The following is a 24876-nucleotide window of genomic DNA, read 5'->3' as shown; positions in this document are numbered from 1 at the left end:
CCGAAAGCGCGATTTTATGACGGTAAATCAGGAATAGACTAGCCGGTATGGCTTTGACCCGAATCATTCCCGACACCTTCCCGACGAGGAGACGCATATGACCCGCAACTATCGCATCGCAGTGATTCCCGGCGACGGCATCGGCAAGGAAGTGATGCCCGAAGCGTTGCGCACGCTCGACGCCGTCAGCAAGCGCTATGGCATCGGCCTCGATTACCAGCATATCGAATGGGCGAGCTGCGACTACTACGCGCAGCACGGCCAGATGATGCCCGACGACTGGAAAGCACAGCTCGCAGACGCCGATGCGATTCTGTTCGGTGCCGTCGGCTGGCCCGACACCGTACCCGATCATATTTCGCTGTGGGGCTCGCTGCTCAAGTTCCGCCGCGAGTTCGACCAGTACATCAACCTGCGCCCCGCGCGGCTGTTCGAAGGCGTGCCGTCGCCGCTCGCGGGCCGCAAGGCAGGCGATATCGACTTCATAATCGTGCGTGAAAACACGGAAGGCGAGTATTCGTCGGTGGGCGGCACGATGTTCGAAGGCACCGAGCGCGAGTTCGTGACGCAGCAGTCGATCTTCACGCGCAAGGGTTCCGAGCGCGTGCTGAAGTTCGCATTCGATCTCGCACAGCGCCGCGCGAAGAAGATCACGGTTGCGACGAAGAGCAACGGCATTTCGATCAGCATGCCGTGGTGGGACGCGCGCGCCGCCGAAATGGCCGCGCACTATCCCGACGTGAAGTGGGACAAGCAGCACATCGACATTCTTTGTGCACGCTTCGTGTTGAATCCGGACCGTTTCGACGTGGTGGTCGCGACCAACCTGTTCGGCGACATCCTCTCGGATCTCGGTCCGGCCTGCACGGGCACGATCGGCATTGCGCCGTCGGCGAACATGAATCCGGACCGCGCGTTCCCGTCGCTGTTCGAACCCGTGCACGGCTCCGCGCCGGACATCGCGGGCAAGGGCATCGCCAATCCGATCGCGATGATCTGGTCAGCGGCGATGATGCTCGATTTTCTCGGCAACGGCCAGGGCAAGGAGCGCGAAGCGCACGACGCGATCCTCGCCGCGATCGAAGCCGTGCTCAAGGAAGGCCCGCATACGGGCGATCTCGGCGGCAAGGCGAATACGGCGGAAGTAGGTACCGCGATCGCGCACCGGCTCGCGTGATGCACGTCGCCTCATGCCCCTGACATGCAAAGGAGTGTTCTGATGGATAACCGAAACGAAACCAGGCGATACGAGTTAAGCGAACTGATCCGCGGCGACAATTTCATCGATGGCAAGTGGGTGGCGTCGGCGGGTGGCCAGCGCTTCGATGTGACCGATCCGGCGACCGGCAACGTGATCGCGCAGGTCGCCGACAGCACGGCCGCCGACGCACGCGCCGCCACCGATGCCGCCGCGCGCGCTTTCCCCGCGTGGCGCGATACCCTGCCGAAAGATCGCGCCGCCGTGCTGCATCGCTGGCATGCGCTGATGGTCGAGAACGCGGATGTGCTCGGCCGCCTGATCTCGCTCGAACAGGGCAAGCCGTTCGCCGAAGGACGCGGCGAAGTGATGTACGGCGCGTCGTATGTCGCGTGGTTCGCGGACGAAGCGACGCGCATCTACGGCGACATCATTCCGCAGCAGCAGCGCGGCAAGCGCATGAGCGCGATCAAGGAACCCGTCGGCATCGTCGCTGCAATTACGCCGTGGAATTTCCCGCTCGCGATGATCGCGCGCAAGATCGCGCCTGCACTCGCGGCGGGCTGCACGGTCGTCGGCAAGCCCGCCGAAGACACCCCCCTCACGGCGCTCGCGCTCGTGATGCTCGCGCATGAAGCGGGCGTGCCGGCGGGCGTGCTGAACCTGATTTCGGCCTCGCGCGAGAACGCGGTGCCCGCTGTCGCCGACTGGCTCGCCGATGGCCGCGTGCGCAAGATCACGTTCACGGGGTCGACGCCTGTCGGCAAGTATCTGGCGCGCGAATCTGCGGGCACGCTGAAGAAGCTGTCGCTGGAACTGGGCGGCAATGCGCCCTTCATCGTGTTCGACGACGCCGATCTCGATGCCGCCGTGACGGGCTTGCTCGCGTCCAAATTCCGCAACGGCGGGCAGACCTGTGTGTGCCCGAACCGCGTCTATGTGCAGTCGGGCGTGTATGAGCGTTTCGCGGATCTGCTGGCAACGCGCGTCGCCGCGCTCAAGGTTGCGCCCGCCACGGATCCCGCCGCGCAAATCGGCCCGATGATCAACGCGCGCGCCATCGACAAGATCGCGCGGCATGTGGACGATGCCGTGAGCCGCGGCGCACGCGTGCTGACGGGCGGCAAGCGTTTGCCGGATCTCGGACCGACTTACTACGCGCCGACCGTGCTCGCCGACGCGACGCCCGACATGCAGTTGAGCTGCGAGGAAACCTTCGGCCCCGTCGTGCCGCTGTTCCGCTTCGACGACGAAGCCGACGCGATCCGCGCCGCCAACGACACGCCGTTCGGGCTCGCGTCGTACTTCTATAGCCAGGATGTGCGCCGTATCGACCGCGTTGCGCGGCAGCTCGAAGCGGGCATCGTCGGCATCAACGAAGGCGCGCTTGCGAGCGAAGCCGCGCCGTTCGGCGGCGTCAAGGAATCGGGCTATGGCCGCGAAGGCTCGAAGTACGGCCTCGACGATTACCTGTCGATCAAATATCTCTGCCAGGGCGGACTCGAATGAGCGCGCACGCGTATCCGATCGAACTCGCGTTTCCCGACATCGCCGCGCACGAGCATAGCGACACGGGCATTGCGTACGTGCACACCTTCGATTCGGGCGTCGACGGTCCGCACGTGATGATCAACGCGCTCACGCACGGCAACGAAGTGTGCGGCGCGATTGTCGTCGATGCGCTGCTGCGCGCGAAGTTGCGTCCAGCGCGCGGCAAGCTGACGCTCGCGTTCGCGAACGTCGATGCGTATGCGCGCTTCGATCCGTCCAGGCCGGATGCGGGGCGCTTCGTCGATCAGGACTTCAACCGCGTCTGGACCGCGCAAACGCTCGACAACAGCGAGCTCGATTCCAGCGAGCTGCGCCGCGCACGCGCGATGCGGCCCGTGATCGATAGCGTCGATCTGCTGCTCGATCTGCATTCGATGCACGAGAAGAGCAAGCCCTTGATCGTCTCGGGACCGCTCGACAAAGGTGTCGCGCTGGCAGAGCAACTCGGCACGCCCGCCACGGTAATCTGCGACGAGGGCCATCCCGAAGGCCGCCGCATGCGCGATTACGAAGGCTTCGGCGATCCGCGCAGCCCGAAGAACGCGCTGCTGATCGAATGCGGACAGCATTGGGAAATGGCTGCCGTGACGGTTGCACGCGACGTGACGGCGCGCTTTCTGTTGCTGTCGGGTGTCGTCGACGAAGCGGATCTGCCTGACGGCTGGATCATGCCGCTGCCCGATGAAATGCTGATCGTGCGCGTGACGGAGCCCGTCGTTGCGAAGAGTCTCGACTTCCGCTTCGCCCGCCACTACACGGGACTCGAAGTGTTTGCCGATGCGGGCAGCGTGATCGGCTGGTCGGAAGGCGAGGCCGTGCGCACGCCGTATCCCGACTGCATGCTCGTGATGCCTTCGCTCAGACAACTGCGCGCAGGCGTGACTGTGGTGCGGCTTGGCAAGATCGAGCGGCGCATCCCGAGATCGCTTTAGCGTTTGCCGTCTTTGTTTGTCGTCTTTGTTTGTCATCCTTCCAACCACCGTCAAAGAAAACACGCGATGAAAGTCCAGCAGATCAAACAAAGCATCGGATTGCAGGGGCTGGAAGACTGGGGCACGGCCGGTCTTCCCGGCACGCCGGAGATCAGGGTATCGGGCGTGCAGAAGGTCATACAAGGCAGCGAGGCGATCGATACGGGCCTCTTCGAATGTACGCCGGGCACCTATCGCCGCTCGGTCAAACAGGCCGAAGTCATGCACTTCCTGAGCGGCCGGGGCCGCTTCACGCCCGACGGCGAGGACACCATTCACTTCGCGGGCGGCGACACGCTGTTCTTCGAAGCCCACACGGAAGGCACGTGGGAAGTCGAAGAGACGATGCGCAAGGTCTACGTGATCTTCTGACGACATGCGATTGGTAAGAGCCCTGGTGACGTGCGCAGCAAGCGTCTGACATAACGCTATGTCATGGGGACTCCAACAATTCCGGCGTTGCTCCGCCGAAATTGACTCACTATATTTTCAATCATTCCCGCGCTGTTCTGTTTCCAGCGATAAGCCGGAAGCAGGACAGCACGACCTGGAAGATGTCCTTCGCTTCAACCGTGTCGAGGAAAATTCGTGATCAACATTCCAAAGTTGCGCCCATTAGCCATAACTCTCGCGTTGAGCATCGCGGGCATGGCGCCCGCCTTCGCTGCGGGAAAAATCACGTTCGTCTCGCAAGGCGGCACGTATCAGGAAGCCCAGACCAAGGCGATCCTCGATCCCGCCGCCAAGGAACTCGGCATCACGATCAATCAGGACAGCATTCCTGACGCGTGGCCGCAGATCAAGGCACAAGGTGCAACGGGCAAGCCGATCTGGGACGTGGTCGATACGCCGACGTCGAACTGTCTGCGCGGCGGCCGCGAAGGTCTGCTGGAAAAGCTGGACTTCTCGAAGATCCCGAATGCGGCCGCCGTGCCGGATAAATACCGCACGCCGTATTCGGTCGCATACGAGTTCTATTCGACCGTCATCGGCTACAACAAGAAGACGCTGAAGAAGGTGCCGCAAAGCTGGAAGGACTTCTGGGACGTGAAGAATTTCCCGGGCACGCGCGCGCTTCGCAACGATCCGCAAACGGTGCTCGAGGCTGCGCTGCTCGCAGACGGCGTGCCGCGCGAAAAGCTCTATCCGCTCGACGTCGATCGCGCGTTCAAGAAGCTGCAGCAGATCAAGCCGGATATCACCGTGTGGTGGACCTCGGGCGGACAGTCGGCGCAACTGCTGCATGACGGCGAAGTCGACATGACGATGATCTGGAATGGCCGCGCGAGCGCCGTGAAGAAAGACGACCCCGACGTCGACTTCACGTTCAACGACGGCATTCTGCAGAACACGCAATTGTGCGTGCTGAAGAACGCGCCGAATCTGCCCGATGCGATCAAGTTCGTCAACGCCGCCTTGTCGCCGGAATTGCAGGCCAATCTGCCGCTCTACATCGACTATGGTCCCGGCAATCCCGCCGCGTTCAAGACGGGCAAGATCACGGCGAAGCGCGCAAGCGAGCTGCCGAGTTCGCCGGAGAACGCGTCGAAGCAGGCGTTGATGTCGGAAGAATGGTGGGCATCCGACGCCGGCATCCAGGCCAAAGCGCGCTGGCTGAAGTTCATGCAGTAAGCGCAGTTGCACGCTTGCCTTCACGCGCCCGCAGGAACCTGGTTCATGGCGGGCGTTTTTCTTTGCATCGGTTGATGCGCTGCGCCTCATCACATTCGACATTCGACATTCGACGTGATCGACTATCTGATTCTGGGTGGCGGTTCCGCTGGCTGCGTGCTGGCTGCGCGTCTTTCCGAAGATGCGAGCAAGAGCGTTTGCCTGATCGAAGCGGGCCGCGATATTTCGCCGGACAACATGCCCGATGCGATCCGCAGCCGCTATCCGGGCCGCGCGTATCTGGACACGGATAACATCTGGCAGCAGTTGAAGGCCCGCATGAGCGCGCCCGCCGCGCTGCGCCGCTATGAACAGGCGAAGCTGCTGGGCGGCGGTTCGGCCATCAATGCGTTGATGGCCAATCGCGGCGCACCTGCCGATTACAACGAGTGGGACACGCTCGGTGCGCGCGGCTGGAACTGGGACGCGTGCCTGCCCTACTTCCGCAAGCTGGAAACGGATTGCGATTTCGGTGGTGAGTTGCATGGCGCGAGTGGTCCGCTGCGCATTCAGCGCACCGCATGGCCGCGCATCTCGCCGTTCGTGAAGGCCGTGCTCGATACGCTGCAACAGCGCGGGCTTGCGCTGCATGAAGACCAGAACGGTCCGTGGGAAGACGGTACTTTTATTGGCTCGATCGCCGTGAGCGCACAAGGCGAGCGCATTCCGACGTCCGTCTGTTATCTCGACGACACAGTGCGCGCGCGCAAGAATCCCTCGATCCGCACGGGGCTTGTGGTCGATCGGATACTGTTCGATGGACAGCGTGCAACGGGGGCGCGCGTGTTGCGCCCGGACGGCACGCATGAGGATTTGCGCGCGGCGCGTGTGATCGTCAGCGCGGGCGCGATTCATAGCCCTGCGCTGCTGCTCAGAAGCGGGATCGGCCCGGCCGGCGATCTCAAGGCGCTCGGTATCGATGTGCGCGCCGATCGCGCGGGCGTGGGACGCAATCTGATGGAGCATCCGTCGATTGCCGTGTCCGCGTTCCTGCCGCGCGCCGCGCGTACGGCTTTCCCCGACGAACATCACGAACAGGCGATCGTCCGCTTTTCTTCCGGTCTGCCCGATACAGTGCCTGGCGACATGCACGGCGCGATTCTGTCGCGTTCGGGCTGGCACTCTGTTGGTTATCGGCTGGGGACGATCTTCTTCTGGGTCAATAAATCGTATTCGCGTGGGCATCTGAAGCTGGCGTCGGCGAGTCCTTTCGACGAGCCTCGGGTCGACTTCGCGATGTTGTCCGATCAGCGCGATCTCGAACGGCTGAAGTTGGCGTTGCGCTTTGGTGCGCAGACGCTCGGGGCGGCTTCGATGGCGCGGCATCGGCACGTGGTGTTTCCGTCGAGCTATTCGCCGCGCGTTGCGGCTGTCGCCGTGCCTGGCGTGTGGAATGCGGTTCAGCGTGGGGCGTTGAGCGCGTTGCTCGATGTGGCCGGGCCGCTGCGCGGGTCGTTGATCCGGCGCGTGGTGACACAAGGTGTGTCGATCGAAGACCTGCTCGCCGACGATCAGGCGATGACGGAGTTCGTCACGCGCTCGGCCGGTGAGACGTGGCATCCGTCAGGGACTTGCCGGATGGGGTCTTCAGACGATCCGCTCGCGGTGACGGACGCCGATGGCGCCGTGTATGGCGCGGAAGGATTGCATGTGTGCGATGCATCGCTGATGCCGTCGATTCCGTGTGCAAATACCAATGTGCCGACGATCATGATGGCGGAGCGGGTGGCGGAGATGCTTAAGAGACGGGCCAAGCCTGGTGCTGACTATGTGCTCAATTTCGCGTAACTTACCCGACGTCAAATACAACAGTTTTGTTGCAAATTCCTACAGATAAATGTAACATTATTGTTGTATATTTCTCCCTTCGCAACTTGATAGGGAGAACATGAAATACAGCGAGTTCAGGAAGTGGCTCAAGCAGCAAGGTGCGACGTTCGAAAAGCACCGAAGCGGCTCGAGTCACTACCGGGTTACGCTTGATGGCAGGAGCACCATCTTCCCTGATCACGGCGCGAAGGAAATCGGTACGGGGCTGGTGGAAGCGATCAAGAAGCAACTCGGCATCAAGTAAAGCAGAGAGCCCGCAAGGGCTCTCTCACTCGCGTATTTGAGTGCATGTTCCCGGAAAGAATGGTCCATATCGACACATCTATGCTCAGCTACCCGATCGTCATGAAACCCGACGACAACGGAACACTGCTCGTCACGTTTCCGGATGTCCCGGAAGCCATTACCGTCGGCGACAACGAAGAAGACGCGAAAGTGCAAGCGCTAGATGCACTTGAAGCTGCGTTCGAAATCTACTTTGCAGAGAAACGCAGTATCCCAATGCCCTCGAAGCCCAGGCGGGGGCAACCCGTGGTCACGCTGCCGGCGCTCGTCACCGCAAAGGTGCTACTCGCTAGCGAGATGCTGCGTCAGAACGTGCGCAAGGCTGAACTCGCGCGCCGGCTCAGCGTCAATCAGGTTCAGGTGGATCGGCTGCTGAACTTCAGCCACTCATCGAAGATCGAGATGGTCGAGTCGGCGTTTGCGGTGCTCGGAAAGCGGCTCGACGTGCGCGCGGTGTAATTCGCGCAATAATTGCTTGTAATGAAAGCGCCCGCTCTTGGGCGCTCTCCACTCTCCCCTCACCCAAACCCCACAATCCCCTTCACCTCCAGAAACGCCTCCAGCCCCCACTCCCCATACTCGCGCCCGTTCCCCGACTGCTTGTATCCACCAAACGGCGAGCCCGCATCCCAAGCCGGATAGTTCAGATACACGCTGCCCGCGCGCATCCTGAATGCAACGTTGCGAGCGCGCTCGATATCCGCCGATTGCACATACGCCGCCAGACCGAACGGCGTATCGTTGGCGATCGAGATCGCTTCTTCCTCGTCGCGATACGGCATGATCGCGAGCACAGGTCCGAAAATTTCCTCCCGCGCGATCGTCATCGACGGGCTCACGTCGGCGAACACAGTCGGCTTCACGAAGTAGCCGCGCGTCAAACCATCGGGGCGTCCGAGGCCGCCCGTCACCAGCTGCGCGCCTTCATCGATACCAATACCGATCAGACGCTGCACGCGCCCGAATTGCATCTCGCTGACCACGGGCCCCATCGTCGTCTCCGACGCGTCCGCCGCGCCGACGCGATGTGCTTCGGCCGCGCGCCGCGCAATCGCGACCGCTTCGTCGTGCCGCGACGCAGGCACGAGCATCCGCGTCGGCGCATTGCACGACTGGCCGCTATTGCCGAAACACGCATTGACGCCCGCCGTCACGGCCGCTTCGAGATCGACATCGTCGAGCAGAATGTTCGCCGACTTGCCACCCAGCTCCTGATGCACACGCTTTACCGTCGGCGCCGCGAGCTTCGCAATGTCGATACCGGCGCGCGTCGAACCCGTGAACGACACCATGTCGACATCGGGATGGCTGCATAGCGCCGCGCCCGCTGTCGGTCCGTCGCCATTCACGAGGTTGAACACGCCCGCGGGCACGCCGGCCGCGTCGATGATCTCGGCGAACAGCACGGCGTTCAGCGGCGACACCTCGCTGGGCTTGAGCACCATCGTGCAGCCTGCGGCAATCGCCGGCGCGACCTTGCAGACGATCTGATTGATCGGCCAGTTCCACGGCGTAATCAGTGCGACGACGCCGACGGGCTCATGATTGATCAGCGTCGTGCCCTTCCTGCGCTGCCATTCGAAGGTTTCGCAAGTACGCAGCACTTCTTCCAGATGCCGCTTGCCGAGCCCCGCTTGCCACGCGTGCGACAGCTTCGCGGGCGCGCCGATTTCGCGCATGATCGTCGCGGCCATCTCGTCGTAGCGTTCGAGGTACGCATCGAGAATGCGCCGCACCAGCGCCACGCGCTCCTCGGGCTGGATGCGTGAGAACGAGACGAACGCGCGCTTCGCGGCAGCGACCGCGCGCTCGACATCCCGCGCATTGCCGAGCGCGACCTCGGCGAACGGCGCTTCCGTGCAGGGATCGACGACGGGCAGGCGCGCCGTGCCGGACGGCTCGACCCACGCGCCGTCGATATAGAACTTCAAGGAGTTGGACATCCCGCTTCCGTAGAAAGAAATCAGGCTCGCGCCATCGACGACGAGCGGCGGCTCACGACGACGATCATCACGAGGCACAAGGTTAGCGCCGTCAACATCGTGCTGATCGCGGCGATGGTCGGATCGATCTCGTCGCGCAGCGTGACGAACATGCGCCGCGTCAGCGTCTGATTCGAGCCGCCCGAAATGAACAGCGCGACAACCGTTTCATCCAGTGCCTGAATGAACACGAACACCGCGCCGGAAATGACACTCGCCTTGATCTGGGGCAGCGTCACCGTCATGAAGCTGCGGAAGCGGTTCATGCCGAGGCTTCGCGCGACCATCTCCTGCGTGCGATCGAAGGTGCGCAGATCCGCGCCGACGGAAATCAGCACATACGGCAGCCCGAGCATCGTATCCGCGACGATCAGCCCGCCCAGCGTGTTCACATAGCCTGCCTGCGTGAACACGAAAAACACGCCGACGGCAACGATGATGATAGGCACCATCAGCGGCAGCATCAGCAGCGTGCGCAGATACTTCATCGACCAGTGCGAGCCGTGCTGGATGCCGTACGCCGCCGCGATGCCGAGCGGCGTTGCGATCAGCGCGGCACATACGGACGCCGTCAACGTCACGCGCGCCGCTTCGATCCACGCGGGGTTGTCGAAGAACGAGTGATACCAGCGCAGCGAGTATGCAGGCGGCGGGAACGTCATGAAGCGCGTGTCCGAGAACGACAACGGCACGACGATCACCACGGGCAGCATCAGGAACACGAGGATCAGCATGACGCCAGCGCCCAGCGTCAGCCTTCCGAATGAGATCTTGTTCATTTCGCGCCCAGTGTCTTTTCGAGGGGAATCACGCGGCTCGCCGCATAGAAGATCGCGAACACGCAGACCAGCAGCACGACGCTCACCGCACTCGCCGCACCCCAGCTGTTGTATATCTCGACGTTGCGGCTCACCACCATCGACACCATGATCGACTTGCCGCCGCCCATCAGCTCAGGCGTGATGTAGAAACCGAGACAAAGCACGAATACAAGCGTGACACCTGCAACCACGCCGCTCATCGACAGCGGCAGGAACACGCGCCAGAACACATGCAGCGGCGAGCCGCCGAGGCTCGCGCCCGCCTGCGAGAGATTCGAAGGAATCTTTTGCATCGCGGAGTACAGCGGCAGCACCATGAACGGCAACAGGATATGCACCATCGCGATGATCGTGCCGAACTGGTTGTACGCAAGCTGCACGGGCCGGTCGATCAGACCCATCGACATCAGCGCCTTGTTCACGAGTCCCGTACGCTGCAGCAGCACGAGCCACGCATACGTGCGCACGAGCACGCTGGTCCAGAACGGCAGAATGACCATGCCGAGTATCAGCGCGCTCCATCTGGGCGGCACGGACGCCGCGAAATAGGCGACGGGATAGCCGAGCAGCAATGTAATGGCCGTCACGATGATGCTCAGCTTGAACGTCATCAGGAACGTGTCGAGATACGTGCCCGTGAAAATGCGCCGGTAGTTGACGAGCGTGAACGCACCGTCGTGATAGATCGACTGCCACGACAGCCACGCGAGCGGCAACACCAGCAGCACCACGACAACGAGCAGCGCGGGCGCCATCAGCAGCAGCATCGCGCGATCTTCGCGCTGCTGGTGACGAACCGACGGATCGATCGTAGCGGTCTGCATCACAGCCTGATCCTGGAAAGCGTGTTTGACTGTCGTCATCATGCACCCACGGCGTCGAGAAACTGATACCACGCTGCGACGAGCCGGACACCCGGCGCGCGCAGCGAATGAAACGGCACTGGCCGCAAACCTTGCTGCGCCAGCAATGCAAGCTCGGGCTTCTCGCCGAGCGAAAGCGCGGCGGCATGCTGGCCGATCAGGCTCGCCATCGCAACGCCCGCACCGTTATACCCGAGACAGAATGTCGTGACATTGTCGCTGCGGCCAACGTGCGGCAACGCGTTGAACGTCATGCCCACATACCCGGACCAGCGATACTCGACACCCACGCTCGCGAGATCGGGAAAAAGCGCGATCATCGCACGCTGCAACGCGGCGAAGCCCGTGTCCTGACCTTCCTTGCCGAACGCGTCGCGCCCGCCGAACAGCATGCGTCCATCCACCTTCCGAAACCACTTCATCATGCGGCGCGTTTCGGTGTAGCTCCGGCGGTTGACCATCAGCTTCGCGTCGAGTTCTGGCGACAGTCTTTCCGTCGCTATCATCGCACTGCGGAACGGCACGAGTTCGCGTTGATATGGCGCGGTCGCTTCCGTCAGGTTCGAGTACGCGTTGGTCGCGACGATCACCTGCTTCGCGCGTACGCTGCCGCCCGGCGTGCGAAGCAGCACGCCTTCCTGCACGCGCGTCATGTCGACTATCGGCGTCGATTCGTAGATGGGCACGCCGCGCGCCGTCAAGCCACGCGCGATGCCGCGCACATATTCGAGCGGCAGAATCGTGCCTGCGTCGGCGCTCAAGACGCCGCCCACGAAACCCTTCGAGCCGGTCTCGTGCGTGATCTCATCGCGCGAGAGAACGGTCATCGACGTATCGCCCAACTGTGTGCGCACCCAGTCCGCTTCCACTCGAATCGAAGCGAGCGCGCGTTCCGTATGCGCGCAGCGCAGGCTGCCCGTATGCTCGAACTGCGCGCGTTCCAGCTTGAACTCATCGACGAACTGTTCGACCACGCGCACGCCGTCATGCGCGAGCCGGTGCATGCGCTTTGCGGTGTCGAGATCGTACGTGCTGGCAATCGACGGAAACGACAAGCGGAATTTCGACGACACCACGCCGCCGTTGCGTCCGCTCGCGCCCCAGCCGATCGGGTTCGCATCGAACACCGCACAGTCGACGCCGCGCTTCTGGAGCGCATACGCCGCCGCAAGGCCCGAGTAACCCGCGCCGATGATCGCCACATCGACGATCAGATCGCGCGCGAGCGGCGAGCCGGCGCTGACAGGCGCGTGCGTGACGGGCGAGCGCGCCGCCATCGCGCGCCAGAGCGAGTCGGGCTGCGGCCGGTGCGGTGTCGGTGCGAGCATGATCAGGCAGCGCGCGCTTCGGCTTCGACGGCATCCGCGAGCGCGGCGAGCGTCGCGAACCTGAAGGTCGGCTCGGTGACAGCTTCGGGCACAGGCGTCGCGCCGAATCCCTTCAAGCCCTGGCGGCGCTCGATCCAGCAGGTTGCGTAACCGAGCTTCGTCGCAATGCCGATGTCGTGATACTGGCTTTGCGCAGTGTGCAGGATCTCGCCGAACTTGTAGCCGAACGCTGCCTGACGGCCGCGGTTATACGCGAAGAATTGCGGATCGGGCTTTGCGACGCCCGTTTCGTCGCAGCAGACGGTATCGTCGAACGGATCGCCGAGCGTGTGTGCATACGCCGACAACGCGACGCGGTCCGCGTTCGTCATCGCGACCAGACGATAGTGCTTGCGCAGGCGCTTCAATGCCGCGACGGAATCTTCGAACGCGGGCCATTCGAGCACGTCGCGCTGGAATGCGGCCGCCGATTGCGCATCGTCGGGCAGGCCGAGTTCTTTCGCGAGATGCAGATACACGTTCGCCATCTCGTGGCTCGAGCGGCCCGGATATTTCGCACGGCCGTCCATGTACGGGCCGAAAATCTGGTCGTCGGTCAGGTCTTTCGCTTTCGCGCCGCCCAGTCGCCGCACGGACGCGAGCACGCCCTTCTCGAAGTTGATCAGCGTGCCGACGACATCGAACGTCAGAACCTTGAAATCGGTGAGCTTCATTGCATCATCCTTTTGCAGTTTGCGTGTATCGCGTAAGAAGGCATGCCCGTGCACAGGCGGTGGGTTAAATCAGGCTTGAAATCAGGCTCAAATCAGGCGGCCACGACGATCGTGTCCTGAGGGTCGAGCGCGACTGTCATCTGCGCGCCCGGCGATGGAATGCGGCGGCGCGCTTCGTGGCTGCCGGGCTGTCGAAGGCTGATGGCCGTGCCGTCGGCGAGCGCGGCGAACACGCGCAGACTCTCGCCCTGATACAGCACTTCGGTCACGCGGCACGACAGACGGTTCGTGCCGTTATGTCCGCCGGCGCCGTCGATGATGAGCTTTTCCGTTTGTACCGCGAGCAGCAGCTTTTCACCGCGCGGCAGCGGATGCGCGGTGCGCAACACGGCATCGCCGAGACGCACGGCGTCGTCGCCCACGCGGCTCACGTCGAGCAACGTAGCTTCGCCGATGAAGCTCGCGACGAACGCATCGCATGGCCGGTCATAGAGACGTTCGGGCGTGTCGATCTGTACCAGCCTGCCGTCTTTCAGCACGGCGACGCGGTCGCTCATCGTCAGTGCTTCGCGTTGATCGTGCGTGACGTTGACGATGGTCGCGCCGAGCTTGCGATGCAGGCGGCGCAATTCGATCTGCATGGTTTCGCGCAACTGCTTGTCGAGCGCCGACAGCGGCTCGTCCATCAGGATCAGTTGCGGCTCGAACACCATCGCGCGAGCGAGCGCCACGCGCTGACGCTGACCGCCCGACAGCTGGCTGATGTTGCGCGACTCGTAGCCGCTGAGTTCGACCATCGCGAGGGCGTCGGCGACTTTCTTCGCCCAGCCCGCTTTCGGCTCGCGGCGCGCGCGCAACGGGAAAGCGACGTTTTCGCCGACGCTCATGTGCGGGAACAGCGCATAGTTCTGGAACACGATGCCGATGTTGCGCTTGTGCGGCGGCGCAAATGTAATGTCGCGCTCGCCGACCCACACCGTGCCCGAGGTGGGCTGCACGAAGCCGCCGAGAATGCCGAGCAGCGTGGTCTTGCCCGACCCGGAAGGCCCGAGCAGCGATACGAATTCACCGGGCGCGATATCGAGCGATACGTCGTCCAGTGCGACCACGGGACCATAACGCTTTGTTGCCGACCTGATCGATACTCCCGTTTTCGCTCGTGCGTCCATGGCGTGTCTCTCGCTGGAAAGGGGATGCGGTGAGAAAAATATACGGCCCGTTCTTTTTGACAGCAATTCCCAAATTGTTGGATCGGGCATAACATCAGGTCATGCCAAATCTTCGCAAGAAACTGCCGAGCGCCAATGCGCTGTTCGTGTTCGAAGCGGCTGCACGCTGCGGCAACTTCACGCGCGCCGCGCAGGAGCTCTACGTGAGCCAGCCTGCCGTGAGCCGCATGCTCGCGCGGATGGAGGATCACATCGGCGTGCGCCTGTTCGAGCGTGTGCGCGGCGGCATCGAGCTGACGGAAAGCGGCAGGATTCTGTATCGCGCGATTTCCGAAGGCTTCAACGGCATCGAAAACGCAATCAGGGAAATCGAGGCCCGCGCAACGGGGGTCGAGTCGGTCACGCTATCGGTGTCGACGGGTTTCACCACGCACTGGCTGATGCCGCGCATGAGCCGGCTCAATCAGGCTTTCCCTAATATCGATTTGCGCTTCCAGCTGATATCCGGGCGCATTGGTGGGCCGCTCAACGACGTCGACCTTGGCATGCGATTTCTGCACGATGGCGAGATCGACGACAACGCGGTGCTGGTGATGCCTGAAACGCTCTTGCCCGTTTGCAACGAGCGGTATCTGGAGAACGCGCAGACCGATGAGGGCCGCGTACACGGCGATACCGTGATCGTCATGGATGACGAGGAGCGCGGCTGGCATGAGCGCTTCGGCGCGTATGCGGGGCATGGGCGACATGTCGCGGGCATGCTGAGTTTCGGCGATTACGCGATTGTGGTGCAGGCTGCCCTGCTCGGGCAGGGAATTGCGCTTGGGTGGCTCAATGTTGTTTCGCATTGGCTTGCGCAAGGGGCTCTGGTGCCTGCTGAGCAGGAGGTGATTGTCACTAATCGGCGGTGTTGTCTTGTGCGGCCTGCTAATAGGCCGCTTAGACCTATCGTCGATGATGTGCGTGACTGGATTATCGAAGAGACTCGCAATGATATGCGGATCATTGAGAAGAAGTACCCGATGCTCGGGATTTTTGATGCCATGCGGCAGGGTGGGTTGAAGGTTGGCTAGTTTTTTTGTCTGCGACGCAGTCGCCATTTTTTGGTTTTGGTTTGCTTTTTGCCTTTTTTGCGCTGGCATCCGCGAATTCATATCTGTACTTCAGGCGTCGCCCCTGTGCGGGGCAGCACCTACTTTTCTTTGCCGCGGCAAAGAAAAGTAGGCAAAAGAAAGCCGCTCACACCGCCAATCCTTGTGTTTGCCTGCGGGCCCCCCACGGGTCCCGCACTCCACACGGTAACACGCTATTTCATGTGTGTTGCCAACGCCTCTAACAGGCGCATCACCCACTCCATTCGCCCGTAGCGCGGCCCGCGGCAGCGATCCGTCTGCGCCGCCCAGGTGGCAAACTGTGTGTAGGTTGTCGCACCTTACGCGTTGACTCTCCTACGACACCGACCCGCTTTTCAGTCCGGAGTGGTGCACTTAGGTCGCGACGGCCTACACACAGTTTGCCGCCTGGGCGGCCGTGGACTTCCCGATAATGCGGCCTGTGACGCGGGAGTGTGAAGTGGGTGAGGCGTGAGTTAGCACGCTGGCAACGCGCGCAAAATGTTGTGATGCCGTGTGGAGTGCGGGACCCGTGGGGGGCCCGCAGGCAAACACAAGGATTGGCGGGGTTAGCCCGCTTTCTTTGCTTACTTTCTTTGCGGCGGCAAAGAAAGTAAGTGCCGCCCCGCACAGGGGCAACGCTAACAAACCGATACGAAAACGCGGATGCCAGCGCAATACCAAACCCCCAAAAAGCGTCAGCATTTGGCCCTCCGCACGAACCCACTCGGCGTCATCCCACAAAACCTCTTGAAATGCCGAGCCAGATGGCTCTGATCAAAAAACCCGACCTCAGTAGCAACAACAGCCCCAGGCACACCAGCCAGCAACAAAGCCTGCGCGCGCCGCACCCGCACTCCACACAAATACCTATAAGGCGAAAGCCCGACCTGCTGTCTAAAAACAGTAGCAAACCGCGAAACACTGAGCGCAGAAATCTCGGCCAACTGCGCAAGACTCACAGTCTTATCGAAATTCGCTTCGATAAAAGCAACGGCATCCCGCAAGGTGATCGACGACTCATCGACGGTACTCATAAAGAAGCCTCGCTAGTAGCCACTTGCGCCGGCTCGGCGCGCGCAAACCGTGTAATCGAAAACGTATCGAGCGGAATCGGCGTGCTGCCCGTGCCGATCAGTTCGGCAAGCGTCTCGCCGACACCCGGCCCGATCTGAAACCCCGACCCGCTGAAACCAAACGCATAAAAAAGCCCCGGCAATTTCGAACTGGGACCGATCACCGGCTCGGAATCCGGCAGATAACTTTCGACGCCGCTCCACACGCGAATCACGTGCAACGGCGCCAGCGCGGGAACGAGCCTGCGGAACTGCGCCATCTGCTGCACCGTGTTGCCCGGCAGCACACCTGCGCGTCGCGTGACGGCATCGGCGGGACCGGGCGGGCCGCCGCCGAGCACGATGTTGCCGCGCGGAATCTGCCGGAAATAAACGCTCTCCTCCTTGATCGACGTGTACACGCCCATCGACGACCCGAACACATACGGCACCGGCTCGGTGACAGCCATTTGCGGACCGCGCGCCACGAGCGGCACAGGCTCGCCGAGTTGCGTCGATAGCGTATTCGCCCACGCGCCCGCACAGATCAACACCTGTTCCGCGCGATACACATCGCCCGCCGCACTCTCGACCCGGAAGCCGGCCGCTTCTTTCTCCACGCGCACGATCTCCGTGTTCTCGACGATGCGTGCGCCCAGTCGCGCAGCCGCCCGCCCGAATGCAGGCGCCGCGAGCCGCGGATTCGCATGGCCGTCGAGCGGCGATACCGATGCAGCCAGCACCTCGCGCCCGAGAAACGGAAAACGCCTGAACATCGCCGCGCCGTCGAGCACTTCGAGATCGAGTCCGTAAGCACGCGCGTCGGCGGCATAGCGATGAAAGTACTCCGCGTCATGCGCGTGATAACACACACGCGTGTGGCCCGACGCGAGGAACTCGACATCGTCGCCCAGCAGTTCCTTCGAACGCCGCCACGTTTCGAGCGCGCGATTGGCCATCGCCAGCTGCGTCAGCGCCCGCCCTTGCCGACGCACACCGCCGAAGTTGACGCCGCTTGCCTGCTGCCCCGTCAAGCCGCGCTCCAGCAGAATCACCGAACGCCCTCTGCGCCGCAGAAAAAACGCCGTCGACGTCCCGACGATTCCCCCTCCAATCACGATCACATCGGCACGATCGCTCATTCGCTGTACTCCTGTGCGCAACTATCCGCCGCTTCGCAAACGCGGGAAGGCGCGTGAACAGGCGCGATAGCCATCGGCAGCGGTTTGACGGGCGCCTGGCCACGCAGCCGTCCGACAGCCTCCAGCGGCACGCGCGCCTCCGCGGCGATCACTTCGGCGCCCGCATGCGCGCAGAAACGCCCCTGACAACGCCCCATGCCGACACGCGAAAACGCCTTCGCGCGGTTCGCTTCCGTCGCGCCCATATCGCGCACCACGTGCCGCAATTCGCCCGCCGTAATGGCCTCGCAGCGGCACACGATGGTCTCGTCGGGCAACGCGGCCGCGAAGCGCGCAGGCCACGGAAACGCCGTACGCAAACCCGCGGCAAAGCGCGTGTAACGCGCGAGTTCGGCGCGCAACGCCACGGCGCCTTCACGGTCGAGACCTGCATCATGCAACGCGGCCAACGCCGCAAGCCGCCCCGCGCGCTCCGCTGCATCGGCGCCGCGCACGCGCGCACCGTCGCCCGCCAGATAGACGCCCGCGACACTGCTGCGGCCGTCCGCGTCGATGTGCGGCAGCCACATTTGCGTCGCGCCGTCGAAACGGAATTCGCAGCCCGCCAGATCGGCCAACTGTGTTTCCGGACGCAAGTGATAGCCGAGCGCGACGGCATCGCAATTCACATCGAGCGTCGCGCCGTTCGCGAGCTGCACGCAAACGCCCGTCACGCCATGTTCCGAAGAACCTTCGATGGCAAGCGGCGTCACGCCGCGATGAATGGGCACGCGCGCGCGCCGCAGCACGTTCAACAGCGCGATACCGTTGCGGAGCGTTCGCGGTATGGCAAGCAACTGAGGCAACGCACGCAGTCGCTGCGCGAGCGTCGACGTATCGAGCACCGCACTCACGGTCGCGCCCGCCTTCACGTATTGCGCGGCCACCAGATACAGTAGCGGTCCAGTGCCCATCATCACAGTGCGCGCGCCGACCGCGCAGCCCTGCGATTTCAACGCGACCTGTGCGCCGCCAAGGCTGAAGGTGCCCGCATGATGCCAGCCCGGAATGGGCATCAAGCGATCGGTCGCGCCGCTGCAGACGATCAGCGCATCGAACACCAGTTCGTCATAGCGTGTGCCGCTGACGACATGCACCGCTTTCGGCGCAATGTTCCAGACCAGCGTTTCAGGCCGATAGTCGATCTGCGCACGCAATGCATCGAAGTCGCGATGCAGCGACTCGGCGCGCGCCGCCTCCGTCCCATACAGCGTGTCATACGAACGCGAAAAGCCTTGCGGCTGGCGTCGATAGATCTGGCCGCCGTCACGCCGTCCTTCGTCGATGACGATCGGACGCAATCCCGCTTCGACGAGCGCCTGCGCCGCGCGCACGCCGGCCGGCCCCGCGCCGATCACGATCACTTTCAAGTGCTTCACGTCCCGCTGCTTCACGTCCCGTTCCACGGCCATACGCCCTCCCCGGCAAGCGCCATGCGCGTCACGATCGACATGCCCGGCGCGGCAGGCGTCGTGCACGCGCGCACGCGCTCGCCTTCCGACGTCCAGACCCAGCAGTCCTGGCATGCGCCCATCAGGCAGAAACCCGCGCGCCGGCCGTCGCCGAATTCCGAATCGCGCAGCGTGTCGTGCGTGGTCAGCAGCGCGACCATCAGCGTGTCGCCTTCGGCCGCTTGCGTGACCACGCCGTCGACGGTGATGTCGAACGTCTCGCGCGCCGTTTCCGCCACTCTCACGAAGCGCGCGTTCATGCCGCCACCGTGTCAATCGTCTGCATGCGAATCAATTCTTCTGCCGAGCGGTGGCAACGAATCTCCGCACCCGACGGCAGCTTCTTCATCGATGGCGGCGTGACGTTGCACTTGCCGTCGATCCGCGCCGGACAGCGCGCGCGGAAGCTGCACAGTTCGTTCGAATCGGCCGCCGGCCCCATCGCGGGCAATGCGCCGCTCGTCAGCGCGCGCCGCGAGTCGAGCCATCCCGGCCGCAGCGCGGGCACCGAATCGACCAGCAGGCCCGTGTAGGGGTGGTAAGGCGGCGCCGCGAGTGCGTCGCGCTGTCCCGCTTCGACACATTGCCCCGCATACAGCACGATCACTTCATCGCAGATCGCGCGCACCGTCGATATGTCGTGACTGATGAACATGTACGACACGCCGAGTTCGCGCCGCAATTCGCCGAGCAGATCGAGGATCGCCGCGCCGACCACGGTATCGAGCGCGGACGTCACTTCGTCGCAGAGAATCAGCGCAGGGTTCGCGGCGAGCGCGCGCGCCAGGTTCACGCGCTGCTTCTGTCCGCCCGACAAGCCGCCCGGCTGCCGCTTCGCCACCGATGCAGGCAGCTTCACCAGATCGAGCAGTTCGAGCATCCGTTTCTGCGCAGCCGCGCCGCGCAGGCCGTGATAGAAGTTCATCGGACGCGCGAGGATATCGGCGATCGTGCGGCTCGGATTGAGCGCCGTGTCGGCGTTCTGGAACACGATCTGCACGCGCCGGTATTGATCGGGCGTGCGCCCGGAGAGCTTCGCGGGCAACGGCTTGCCGTCGAGCAGCACATCTCCGCGCGCACGGTCCACCAGCCCCGCCACCACGCGCGCCAGCGTCGTCTTGCCCGACCCCGATTCACCGATCACGCCGAGCGTGCAGCCGCGCGCGATCTTCAGGCTCACGTCGTCGAGAACGCGGACGGCGGGCACGCCGTTGGCATCGATACGTCCGTAGCCCGCGCTCAGGTTGCGGATTTCGAGCAGCGGCGGCGGCACTTCGGCAAGCGCCGGCGCAAGCTCGGGTTCCGCACGGCGCGTCGCGGCAAGAAGCTGCTGCGTGTATTCGTCAGCGGGCGCGTCGAGCACTTGCGCCGTCGTGCCGTTCTCGCGCACCAGGCCGCCGTTGAGCACGACGATGCGGTCCGCCATCTGCGCGACGACGGCGAGATCGTGCGACACATACACGGCTGTCGTGCCGAGTTCGCGCACCACGCGCTTGAACGCGGCGAGCACTTCGATCTGCGTGGTCACGTCGAGGGCCGTGGTCGGCTCGTCGAACACGACGACGGCGGGATCGGTGATCAGCGCCATCGCTGCCATCAAACGCTGCAACTGTCCGCCCGACACCTGATGCGGATAGCGCGTACCGATCGTCTCCGGTGAAGGGAGCGCTAGCGAACGGAACAGATCGACGGCTTTCTTGCGCGCGGCAGCGGGCGTCATCAGCTTGTGCAGCAGCGCGGGCTCCGTCACCTGGTCCATGATCGTGCGCGCCGGATTGAAGCCCGCCGACGCGCTCTGCGCGACGTACGCGACGGTGCGCGCCCGCAGCGCGCGCCGTCCGTTATCGTCGAGCGATAGCACATCCACGCCGCCGATTTTCACGGAGCCGCCCGCAATCGAGCAGCCGCCGCGCGCATGACCGAGCAGCGACAACGCGATCGTCGTCTTGCCCGAACCCGACTCGCCGATCAGCGCGAGCACTTCGCCCTTCTTCACCGTGAAGTCGACGCCCTTCACGATGTGGACGACGGGATCGGGCGCCGTGCCCGCGACCACGCGCAGATCTTTCACTTCGATCATGTTCATTGACGGCCTCCGTGAGCGCGCGCACCGTGACGGCGCAAACTGTCGATCAGAAGATTCACGCCGACCGTCAGCGTTGCGATCGCGACTGCGGGCATCAGCACGGCAGGCGCGCCTTCCGCGAGACCGCCGATGTTCTCGCGCACGAGCGAGCCCCAGTCCGCATTCGGCGGCTGCACGCCGAGGCCGAGAAAGCTCAGCCCGGAAAGCAGCAGCACGATGAACACGAAGCGCAAGCCGAAGTCCGCGAGCATCGGATGAATCATGTTCGGCAGCACCTCGACGCGCGCAATGTAGAACAGCCCTTCGCCGCGCGCCTTCGCGACCTGCACGTATTCGAGCGTCATCAGGTTGACCGCGAGCGACCGCGAGATGCGGAACGCGCCGGGAATGTACGCGAGCGCGGCGACCATGATCAGCATCGGCACCGACGAGCCGAACGCCGCGATCACGACGAGCGCGAGCACCTTGCTTGGAATCGAGATCAGCGCGTCGAACAGACGGCTCAGGATTTCATCGGCCCAGCGCCCCGAGACAGCCGCGAGCAGACCGAAGAACGTGCCGATGCAGCTCGCGAGCACCGTCGATGCGAGCGCGAGTCCTACCGTGTACTGCGTGCCGTACAGCACGCGGCTCAGCATGTCGCGGCCCAGGTAGTCGGTGCCGAGCGGATGCGCGGCGCTGTACACGCCGAAGATTTCCGTCGACGTCACCGCGCCGCCGTTGTACGGCGCAACCAGCGGCCCGATGAACGCGACGCAGAGCCAGAACACGACGATCGTCAGACCGATCAGGCCGAGCAGCGAGAAGCGGTTCAGGAGGCGGCGCAGCATGCCGCGCCTTGCGAGCTGCATTTCGACGGGCGCGTCTTCCTGGCGAGCATCGGCACAAGGCTTGCCGTCTTCGTCGGGCGTCGCGTAGAGAACGGTGGTCGCGTGAGAGGTGGCGGGGCGGTTCATCGTTGACGCAGCCTCGGGTTGGAGATGATTTGACACAGATCGGCAATCAGCACGAGCGCGAGATACGCCGCGCAGAACACCATCACGCAGCCTTGCACGAGCGGCATGTCGCGGTTCGTGACGGCATCGACCATCAGGCTCGCGAGCCCCGGATAGTTGAAGATCGATTCGACGATCACCACGCCGCCGAACAGATACGACAGGCTCAGCGCGACGGCATTGGCGATCGGGCCGATCGTATTCGGCAGCACGTGACGCAGCACGATGCGCATCGGCGACGCGCCCTTGAGCAGGGCCATCTCGACATACGACGCGTTCAGCTGGTCGAGCACGGCCGCGCGCGTCATGCGCGCCATCTGCGCGACGATCACGCAGCACAGCGTCATCACGGGCATCGCGTAGATGCGCAGCAGCGCGCCGAACGACGTCACCTCGGACAGATACGACAGCGCGGGCAGCCAGCGCAGCTTTACTGCAAACACAAGCACGGCGATGGTCGCGATCAGAAATTCGGGCACGGCGACCGTCGACAGCGTCAGCACATTGAGTACGCGGTCGAGCAGCGAGCCGCGAAACATCGCCGACAGCACGCCGATCACGAGCGCGACGGGCACCGAGACGAGCGCCGTCAAACCGGCGAGCACGAGCGAGTTGGGCAGCCGCGTCGCGATCAGCTCGCTGACGGGCAGGTTGTTCGACAGCGACGTGCCGAAGTTGCCGCTCACGACATGCATGAGCCACTGCACATAGCGCTGCAGCGCGGGCTGATCGAGACCGAACTGATGCCGCAGGGCCGCGACCTGTTCGGGCGTCGCGGCCTGGCCGAGCGCCTGTTGCGCCGCGTCGCCGGGCAGCAGGCCCGTGATCGCGAACACGATCGCCGACACCAGCAGCAGCGTCAGCAACGCAAGTCCGAGGCGCGCGGCGATGAGTCGTTGCGCGTGAGCTTTCATCGGATATCGCCTCCTTCTTTGAAGCCGCGTGCCGCACATCGTCGGCACGCGTGATGGCAAAACGGACTCAGGCTTCGAGCCAGACGTTCTCCGCGAACATGAAGCCCATCAGGCCGGCCAGCGGAATCGAGCCGAGCCCTTTGAGCTTCGACGAGTGCGCGTCGAGCGAACTCTGGAACATCGGAATGCCGATGCCGCCGTCCTCATGCACGAGCTGCTGCATGTCGCCGTAGATCTTCTTGCGTTTCGCGTCGTCCGGTTCGCCGCGTGCGGCGACCAGCATCTGGTCGAATTTCGGGTTCTTCCAGTTGGCCTCGTTCCACGGCGCATCCGACTTGAAAAACTGCGTGAACAGCACGTCGGCGCTCGGACGCGCATTGATGTTGCCGTAGCCGAGCGGATGCTTCATCCAGTGATTCGACCAGTAGCCGTCGGACGGCACGCGCACCACCTGCAGATTCAGGCCGGCTTGCGGCGCCACCTGCTGCAGCAGCATCGCCATTTCGACGGAGCCTTCGGCGGCAGGCGATGCGTACAGCTGCACGGGCGCGCTGCCGAGCTTCGCCTTCTGGAAATAGAACTTCGCCTTCTCCGGATCGAACGCGCGTTGCGGCAGGCCCGACAGGTAGTACTTGTTGGTCGGATCGATCGGCTGATCGTTGCCGATCGCGCCATAGCCGAGGAACACGGCGCGGCGGATCTGCTCGCGATCCATCAGATGCGTGAGACCACGGCGGAAATCGGCCGTGCCCGTGATCCCGCCTTCGTCGCGCATGATGAGGTCCGTGTACTGCCCCGTCTTCGTCTCGAGCACGGAGAAGCCCTGCGTGCCCTTGATGCGTGCCGTCGAGCGCGGGCTCACGGCATTGATCAGTTGCACGTCGCCCGACAGCAGCGCATTCACGCGCGCCGATTCGTCGCCGATGCCGATGAGCTCCACTTCGTCGAGATGCGGCATGCCCGGCTTCCAGTACTTCTCGTTGCGCACGCCGACCGTGCGCACGCCCGGCGAAAACTCCTTGAGCTTGAACGGTCCCGTGCCGATGGCCGTCTTGAAGTCGGTCGTGCCGTCCTTGATGATCAGGAAGTGCGACGTCGCGAGAATCACGGGCAGGTCGGCGTTCGCGCCTTCCAGCGTGATCGTCACTTCATTCGGGCCCGTCGCTTTCGCTTCCTTGATCTGGTCGGCGAGCGTCTTCGCCTTCGAGCCGACAGCGGGGTCCTTGTGACGCATCAGCGAATAGATGACGTCGTTCGGCGTGAGCGACTTGCCGTCATGGAACTGCACGCCGCTGCGCAGCTTGACGACCCACACGGTCGCGTCCTTCGTATCCAGCGATTCCGCCAGCGCCATCTTTGCGCCGAGATGGGAGTCGAGTTCCGTCAGGCCGTTGTAGAACATGTTCGCGCGCACGTAGTCGGTGCCGAGCGCGCCCTTCGCGGGATCGAGCGTATCGGCGGCGGACGCCGACTGCGTCGCCACGCGGATCTTGCCGCCCTGCTTCGGCTTGCCTTGCTGCTGGGCGAATGCGGCGCTGCTGGTCGCCAGCAGGCCCGCGCCCGTCAGCGACATCAGTCCGCCCGCGGCCATCGCGCGCAGCACGTCGCGCCGCGAGGCGCCGCGCCGCGTCAACTCTTCGAGCCGGAGGCCGGCGTGGGCGACTGCTTCAGGCGATTTATCGATGCTCATGAAACTCTCC

General features: G+C 63.6%; 23 protein-coding genes. 9 read left to right on the top strand and 14 right to left on the bottom strand.

Annotation, left to right across the window (positions count from 1 at the left end; translation table 11 throughout):
* Positions 1–97 precede the first annotated feature (97 nt).
* The 8 genes from FRZ40_RS32780 (at position 98) to FRZ40_RS32745 (ending at position 7965) form a co-directional block, all read left to right on the top strand.
* On the top strand, positions 98–1177 hold the full coding sequence (locus tag FRZ40_RS32780; RefSeq protein ID WP_147236989.1) for a tartrate dehydrogenase: 1080 nt from the start codon (positions 98–100) through the stop codon (positions 1175–1177).
* A 42-nt stretch (positions 1178–1219) separates the two neighbouring features.
* Positions 1220–2707 (top strand): NAD-dependent succinate-semialdehyde dehydrogenase, encoded by a 1488-nt coding sequence (locus FRZ40_RS32775; protein WP_147236988.1) that lies wholly within the window; start codon positions 1220–1222, stop codon positions 2705–2707.
* Entirely contained in the window at positions 2704–3681 is a 978-nt protein-coding gene (locus FRZ40_RS32770) for a M14 family metallopeptidase (RefSeq protein ID WP_147236987.1), read from the top strand. The genes FRZ40_RS32775 and FRZ40_RS32770 overlap by 4 nt, the downstream gene beginning before the upstream one ends.
* Before the next feature lie 66 nt (positions 3682–3747).
* The gene (locus tag FRZ40_RS32765; RefSeq protein WP_147236986.1) at positions 3748–4092 is read left to right on the top strand and encodes a cupin domain-containing protein; all 345 of its coding nucleotides are present in this window, start codon (positions 3748–3750) and stop codon (positions 4090–4092) included.
* Between the two features lie 216 nt (positions 4093–4308).
* Positions 4309–5352 (top strand): ABC transporter substrate-binding protein, encoded by a 1044-nt coding sequence (locus tag FRZ40_RS32760; protein WP_193567052.1) that lies wholly within the window; start codon positions 4309–4311, stop codon positions 5350–5352.
* Between the two features lie 114 nt (positions 5353–5466).
* Positions 5467–7179 carry a GMC family oxidoreductase gene (locus FRZ40_RS32755; protein WP_147236985.1) on the top strand — a complete coding sequence of 571 codons (1713 nt, stop codon included), beginning with the start codon at positions 5467–5469 and terminating at the stop codon, positions 7177–7179.
* Between the two features lie 100 nt (positions 7180–7279).
* Complete coding sequence (locus FRZ40_RS32750) at positions 7280–7465, top strand: type II toxin-antitoxin system HicA family toxin (RefSeq protein ID WP_028366601.1); 186 nt, start codon at positions 7280–7282, stop codon at positions 7463–7465.
* Positions 7466–7545: 80 nt separating this feature from the next.
* A complete protein-coding gene (locus FRZ40_RS32745; RefSeq protein ID WP_147236984.1) occupies positions 7546–7965 on the top strand; it encodes a type II toxin-antitoxin system HicB family antitoxin in 420 nt (139 codons plus the stop codon).
* A gap of 59 nt (positions 7966–8024) precedes the next feature.
* Here the strand turns inward: FRZ40_RS32745 and FRZ40_RS32740 are convergent, their stop codons facing one another.
* The 6 genes from FRZ40_RS32740 to FRZ40_RS32715 all read right to left on the bottom strand — a co-directional run bounded on the left by FRZ40_RS32740 (position 8025) and on the right by FRZ40_RS32715 (position 14382).
* Complete coding sequence (locus FRZ40_RS32740; RefSeq protein ID WP_147236983.1) at positions 8025–9449, bottom strand: aldehyde dehydrogenase family protein; 1425 nt, start codon at positions 9447–9449, stop codon at positions 8025–8027.
* A gap of 20 nt (positions 9450–9469) precedes the next feature.
* Positions 9470–10267, bottom strand: coding sequence for an ABC transporter permease (locus FRZ40_RS32735; protein WP_028366604.1), 798 nt, complete (start codon positions 10265–10267; stop codon positions 9470–9472).
* On the bottom strand, positions 10264–11133 hold the full coding sequence (locus FRZ40_RS32730; RefSeq protein WP_193567051.1) for an ABC transporter permease: 870 nt from the start codon (positions 11131–11133) through the stop codon (positions 10264–10266). Before FRZ40_RS32730 ends, FRZ40_RS32735 begins: the two co-directional genes overlap by 4 nt.
* A gap of 38 nt (positions 11134–11171) precedes the next feature.
* Complete coding sequence (locus FRZ40_RS32725; protein WP_147236981.1) at positions 11172–12500, bottom strand: NAD(P)/FAD-dependent oxidoreductase; 1329 nt, start codon at positions 12498–12500, stop codon at positions 11172–11174.
* Between the two features lie 2 nt (positions 12501–12502).
* Positions 12503–13213, bottom strand: a complete 711-nt coding sequence (locus tag FRZ40_RS32720) for an HAD-IA family hydrolase (protein ID WP_147236980.1) — start codon at positions 13211–13213, stop codon at positions 12503–12505.
* A 92-nt stretch (positions 13214–13305) separates the two neighbouring features.
* Entirely contained in the window at positions 13306–14382 is a 1077-nt protein-coding gene (locus FRZ40_RS32715; RefSeq protein WP_028366608.1) for an ABC transporter ATP-binding protein, read from the bottom strand.
* A 101-nt stretch (positions 14383–14483) separates the two neighbouring features.
* On the opposite strand from FRZ40_RS32715, the gene FRZ40_RS32710 reads away from it, so the two are divergent.
* Positions 14484–15455, top strand: coding sequence for a LysR family transcriptional regulator (locus FRZ40_RS32710; RefSeq protein WP_028366609.1), 972 nt, complete (start codon positions 14484–14486; stop codon positions 15453–15455).
* A 737-nt stretch (positions 15456–16192) separates the two neighbouring features.
* Here FRZ40_RS32710 and FRZ40_RS32700 read toward each other — a convergent pair.
* The 8 genes from FRZ40_RS32700 to FRZ40_RS32665 all read right to left on the bottom strand — a co-directional run bounded on the left by FRZ40_RS32700 (position 16193) and on the right by FRZ40_RS32665 (position 24866).
* The gene (locus FRZ40_RS32700; RefSeq protein ID WP_147236978.1) at positions 16193–16531 is read right to left on the bottom strand and encodes a helix-turn-helix domain-containing protein; all 339 of its coding nucleotides are present in this window, start codon (positions 16529–16531) and stop codon (positions 16193–16195) included.
* Positions 16528–17691: an NAD(P)/FAD-dependent oxidoreductase gene (locus tag FRZ40_RS32695; protein ID WP_147236977.1), complete on the bottom strand. Its 1164-nt coding sequence runs from the start codon at positions 17689–17691 to the stop codon at positions 16528–16530. The genes FRZ40_RS32700 and FRZ40_RS32695 overlap by 4 nt, the downstream gene beginning before the upstream one ends.
* The gene (locus FRZ40_RS32690) at positions 17688–19142 is read right to left on the bottom strand and encodes an FAD/NAD(P)-dependent oxidoreductase (protein WP_147236976.1); all 1455 of its coding nucleotides are present in this window, start codon (positions 19140–19142) and stop codon (positions 17688–17690) included. The genes FRZ40_RS32695 and FRZ40_RS32690 overlap by 4 nt, the downstream gene beginning before the upstream one ends.
* Positions 19121–19441: a (2Fe-2S)-binding protein gene (locus FRZ40_RS32685; protein WP_028366613.1), complete on the bottom strand. Its 321-nt coding sequence runs from the start codon at positions 19439–19441 to the stop codon at positions 19121–19123. The genes FRZ40_RS32690 and FRZ40_RS32685 overlap by 22 nt, the downstream gene beginning before the upstream one ends.
* Positions 19438–21267, bottom strand: a complete 1830-nt coding sequence (locus FRZ40_RS32680) for an ABC transporter ATP-binding protein (protein ID WP_028366614.1) — start codon at positions 21265–21267, stop codon at positions 19438–19440. Before FRZ40_RS32680 ends, FRZ40_RS32685 begins: the two co-directional genes overlap by 4 nt.
* Complete coding sequence (locus FRZ40_RS32675) at positions 21264–22223, bottom strand: ABC transporter permease (protein WP_147236975.1); 960 nt, start codon at positions 22221–22223, stop codon at positions 21264–21266. Before FRZ40_RS32675 ends, FRZ40_RS32680 begins: the two co-directional genes overlap by 4 nt.
* Complete coding sequence (locus tag FRZ40_RS32670; RefSeq protein ID WP_028366616.1) at positions 22220–23176, bottom strand: ABC transporter permease; 957 nt, start codon at positions 23174–23176, stop codon at positions 22220–22222. Before FRZ40_RS32670 ends, FRZ40_RS32675 begins: the two co-directional genes overlap by 4 nt.
* Positions 23177–23243: 67 nt before the next feature.
* Entirely contained in the window at positions 23244–24866 is a 1623-nt protein-coding gene (locus FRZ40_RS32665) for an ABC transporter substrate-binding protein (RefSeq protein WP_028366617.1), read from the bottom strand.
* Positions 24867–24876 lie beyond the last annotated feature (10 nt).

The organism is Paraburkholderia azotifigens (genome assembly GCF_007995085.1).
Classification (GTDB): domain Bacteria; phylum Pseudomonadota; class Gammaproteobacteria; order Burkholderiales; family Burkholderiaceae; genus Paraburkholderia; species Paraburkholderia azotifigens.
The sequence above is the reverse complement of the archived record's forward strand: the minus strand, read 5'-3'. Positions and strand labels throughout refer to the sequence as shown.

What these genes read in the sequence shown, in the direction of transcription:
- FRZ40_RS32675 (WP_147236975.1), bottom strand. Translation starts at nt 22,223, where the DNA reads ATGAACCGCCCCGCCACCTCTCACGCGACCACCGTTCTCTACGCGACG.
- FRZ40_RS32715 (WP_028366608.1), bottom strand. Translation starts at nt 14,382, where the DNA reads ATGGACGCACGAGCGAAAACGGGAGTATCGATCAGGTCGGCAACAAAG.
- FRZ40_RS32750 (WP_028366601.1), top strand. Translation starts at nt 7,280, where the DNA reads ATGAAATACAGCGAGTTCAGGAAGTGGCTCAAGCAGCAAGGTGCGACG.
- FRZ40_RS32725 (WP_147236981.1), bottom strand. Translation starts at nt 12,500, where the DNA reads ATGCTCGCACCGACACCGCACCGGCCGCAGCCCGACTCGCTCTGGCGC.
- FRZ40_RS32695 (WP_147236977.1), bottom strand. Translation starts at nt 17,691, where the DNA reads ATGAGCGATCGTGCCGATGTGATCGTGATTGGAGGGGGAATCGTCGGG.
- FRZ40_RS32690 (WP_147236976.1), bottom strand. Translation starts at nt 19,142, where the DNA reads ATGGCCGTGGAACGGGACGTGAAGCAGCGGGACGTGAAGCACTTGAAA.
- FRZ40_RS32770 (WP_147236987.1), top strand. Translation starts at nt 2,704, where the DNA reads ATGAGCGCGCACGCGTATCCGATCGAACTCGCGTTTCCCGACATCGCC.
- FRZ40_RS32700 (WP_147236978.1), bottom strand. Translation starts at nt 16,531, where the DNA reads ATGAGTACCGTCGATGAGTCGTCGATCACCTTGCGGGATGCCGTTGCT.
- FRZ40_RS32780 (WP_147236989.1), top strand. Translation starts at nt 98, where the DNA reads ATGACCCGCAACTATCGCATCGCAGTGATTCCCGGCGACGGCATCGGC.
- FRZ40_RS32745 (WP_147236984.1), top strand. Translation starts at nt 7,546, where the DNA reads ATGCTCAGCTACCCGATCGTCATGAAACCCGACGACAACGGAACACTG.
- FRZ40_RS32720 (WP_147236980.1), bottom strand. Translation starts at nt 13,213, where the DNA reads ATGAAGCTCACCGATTTCAAGGTTCTGACGTTCGATGTCGTCGGCACG.
- FRZ40_RS32685 (WP_028366613.1), bottom strand. Translation starts at nt 19,441, where the DNA reads ATGAACGCGCGCTTCGTGAGAGTGGCGGAAACGGCGCGCGAGACGTTC.
- FRZ40_RS32680 (WP_028366614.1), bottom strand. Translation starts at nt 21,267, where the DNA reads ATGAACATGATCGAAGTGAAAGATCTGCGCGTGGTCGCGGGCACGGCG.
- FRZ40_RS32775 (WP_147236988.1), top strand. Translation starts at nt 1,220, where the DNA reads ATGGATAACCGAAACGAAACCAGGCGATACGAGTTAAGCGAACTGATC.
- FRZ40_RS32665 (WP_028366617.1), bottom strand. Translation starts at nt 24,866, where the DNA reads ATGAGCATCGATAAATCGCCTGAAGCAGTCGCCCACGCCGGCCTCCGG.
- FRZ40_RS32735 (WP_028366604.1), bottom strand. Translation starts at nt 10,267, where the DNA reads ATGAACAAGATCTCATTCGGAAGGCTGACGCTGGGCGCTGGCGTCATG.
- FRZ40_RS32730 (WP_193567051.1), bottom strand. Translation starts at nt 11,133, where the DNA reads ATGCAGACCGCTACGATCGATCCGTCGGTTCGTCACCAGCAGCGCGAA.
- FRZ40_RS32670 (WP_028366616.1), bottom strand. Translation starts at nt 23,176, where the DNA reads ATGAAAGCTCACGCGCAACGACTCATCGCCGCGCGCCTCGGACTTGCG.
- FRZ40_RS32765 (WP_147236986.1), top strand. Translation starts at nt 3,748, where the DNA reads ATGAAAGTCCAGCAGATCAAACAAAGCATCGGATTGCAGGGGCTGGAA.
- FRZ40_RS32710 (WP_028366609.1), top strand. Translation starts at nt 14,484, where the DNA reads ATGCCAAATCTTCGCAAGAAACTGCCGAGCGCCAATGCGCTGTTCGTG.
- FRZ40_RS32740 (WP_147236983.1), bottom strand. Translation starts at nt 9,449, where the DNA reads ATGTCCAACTCCTTGAAGTTCTATATCGACGGCGCGTGGGTCGAGCCG.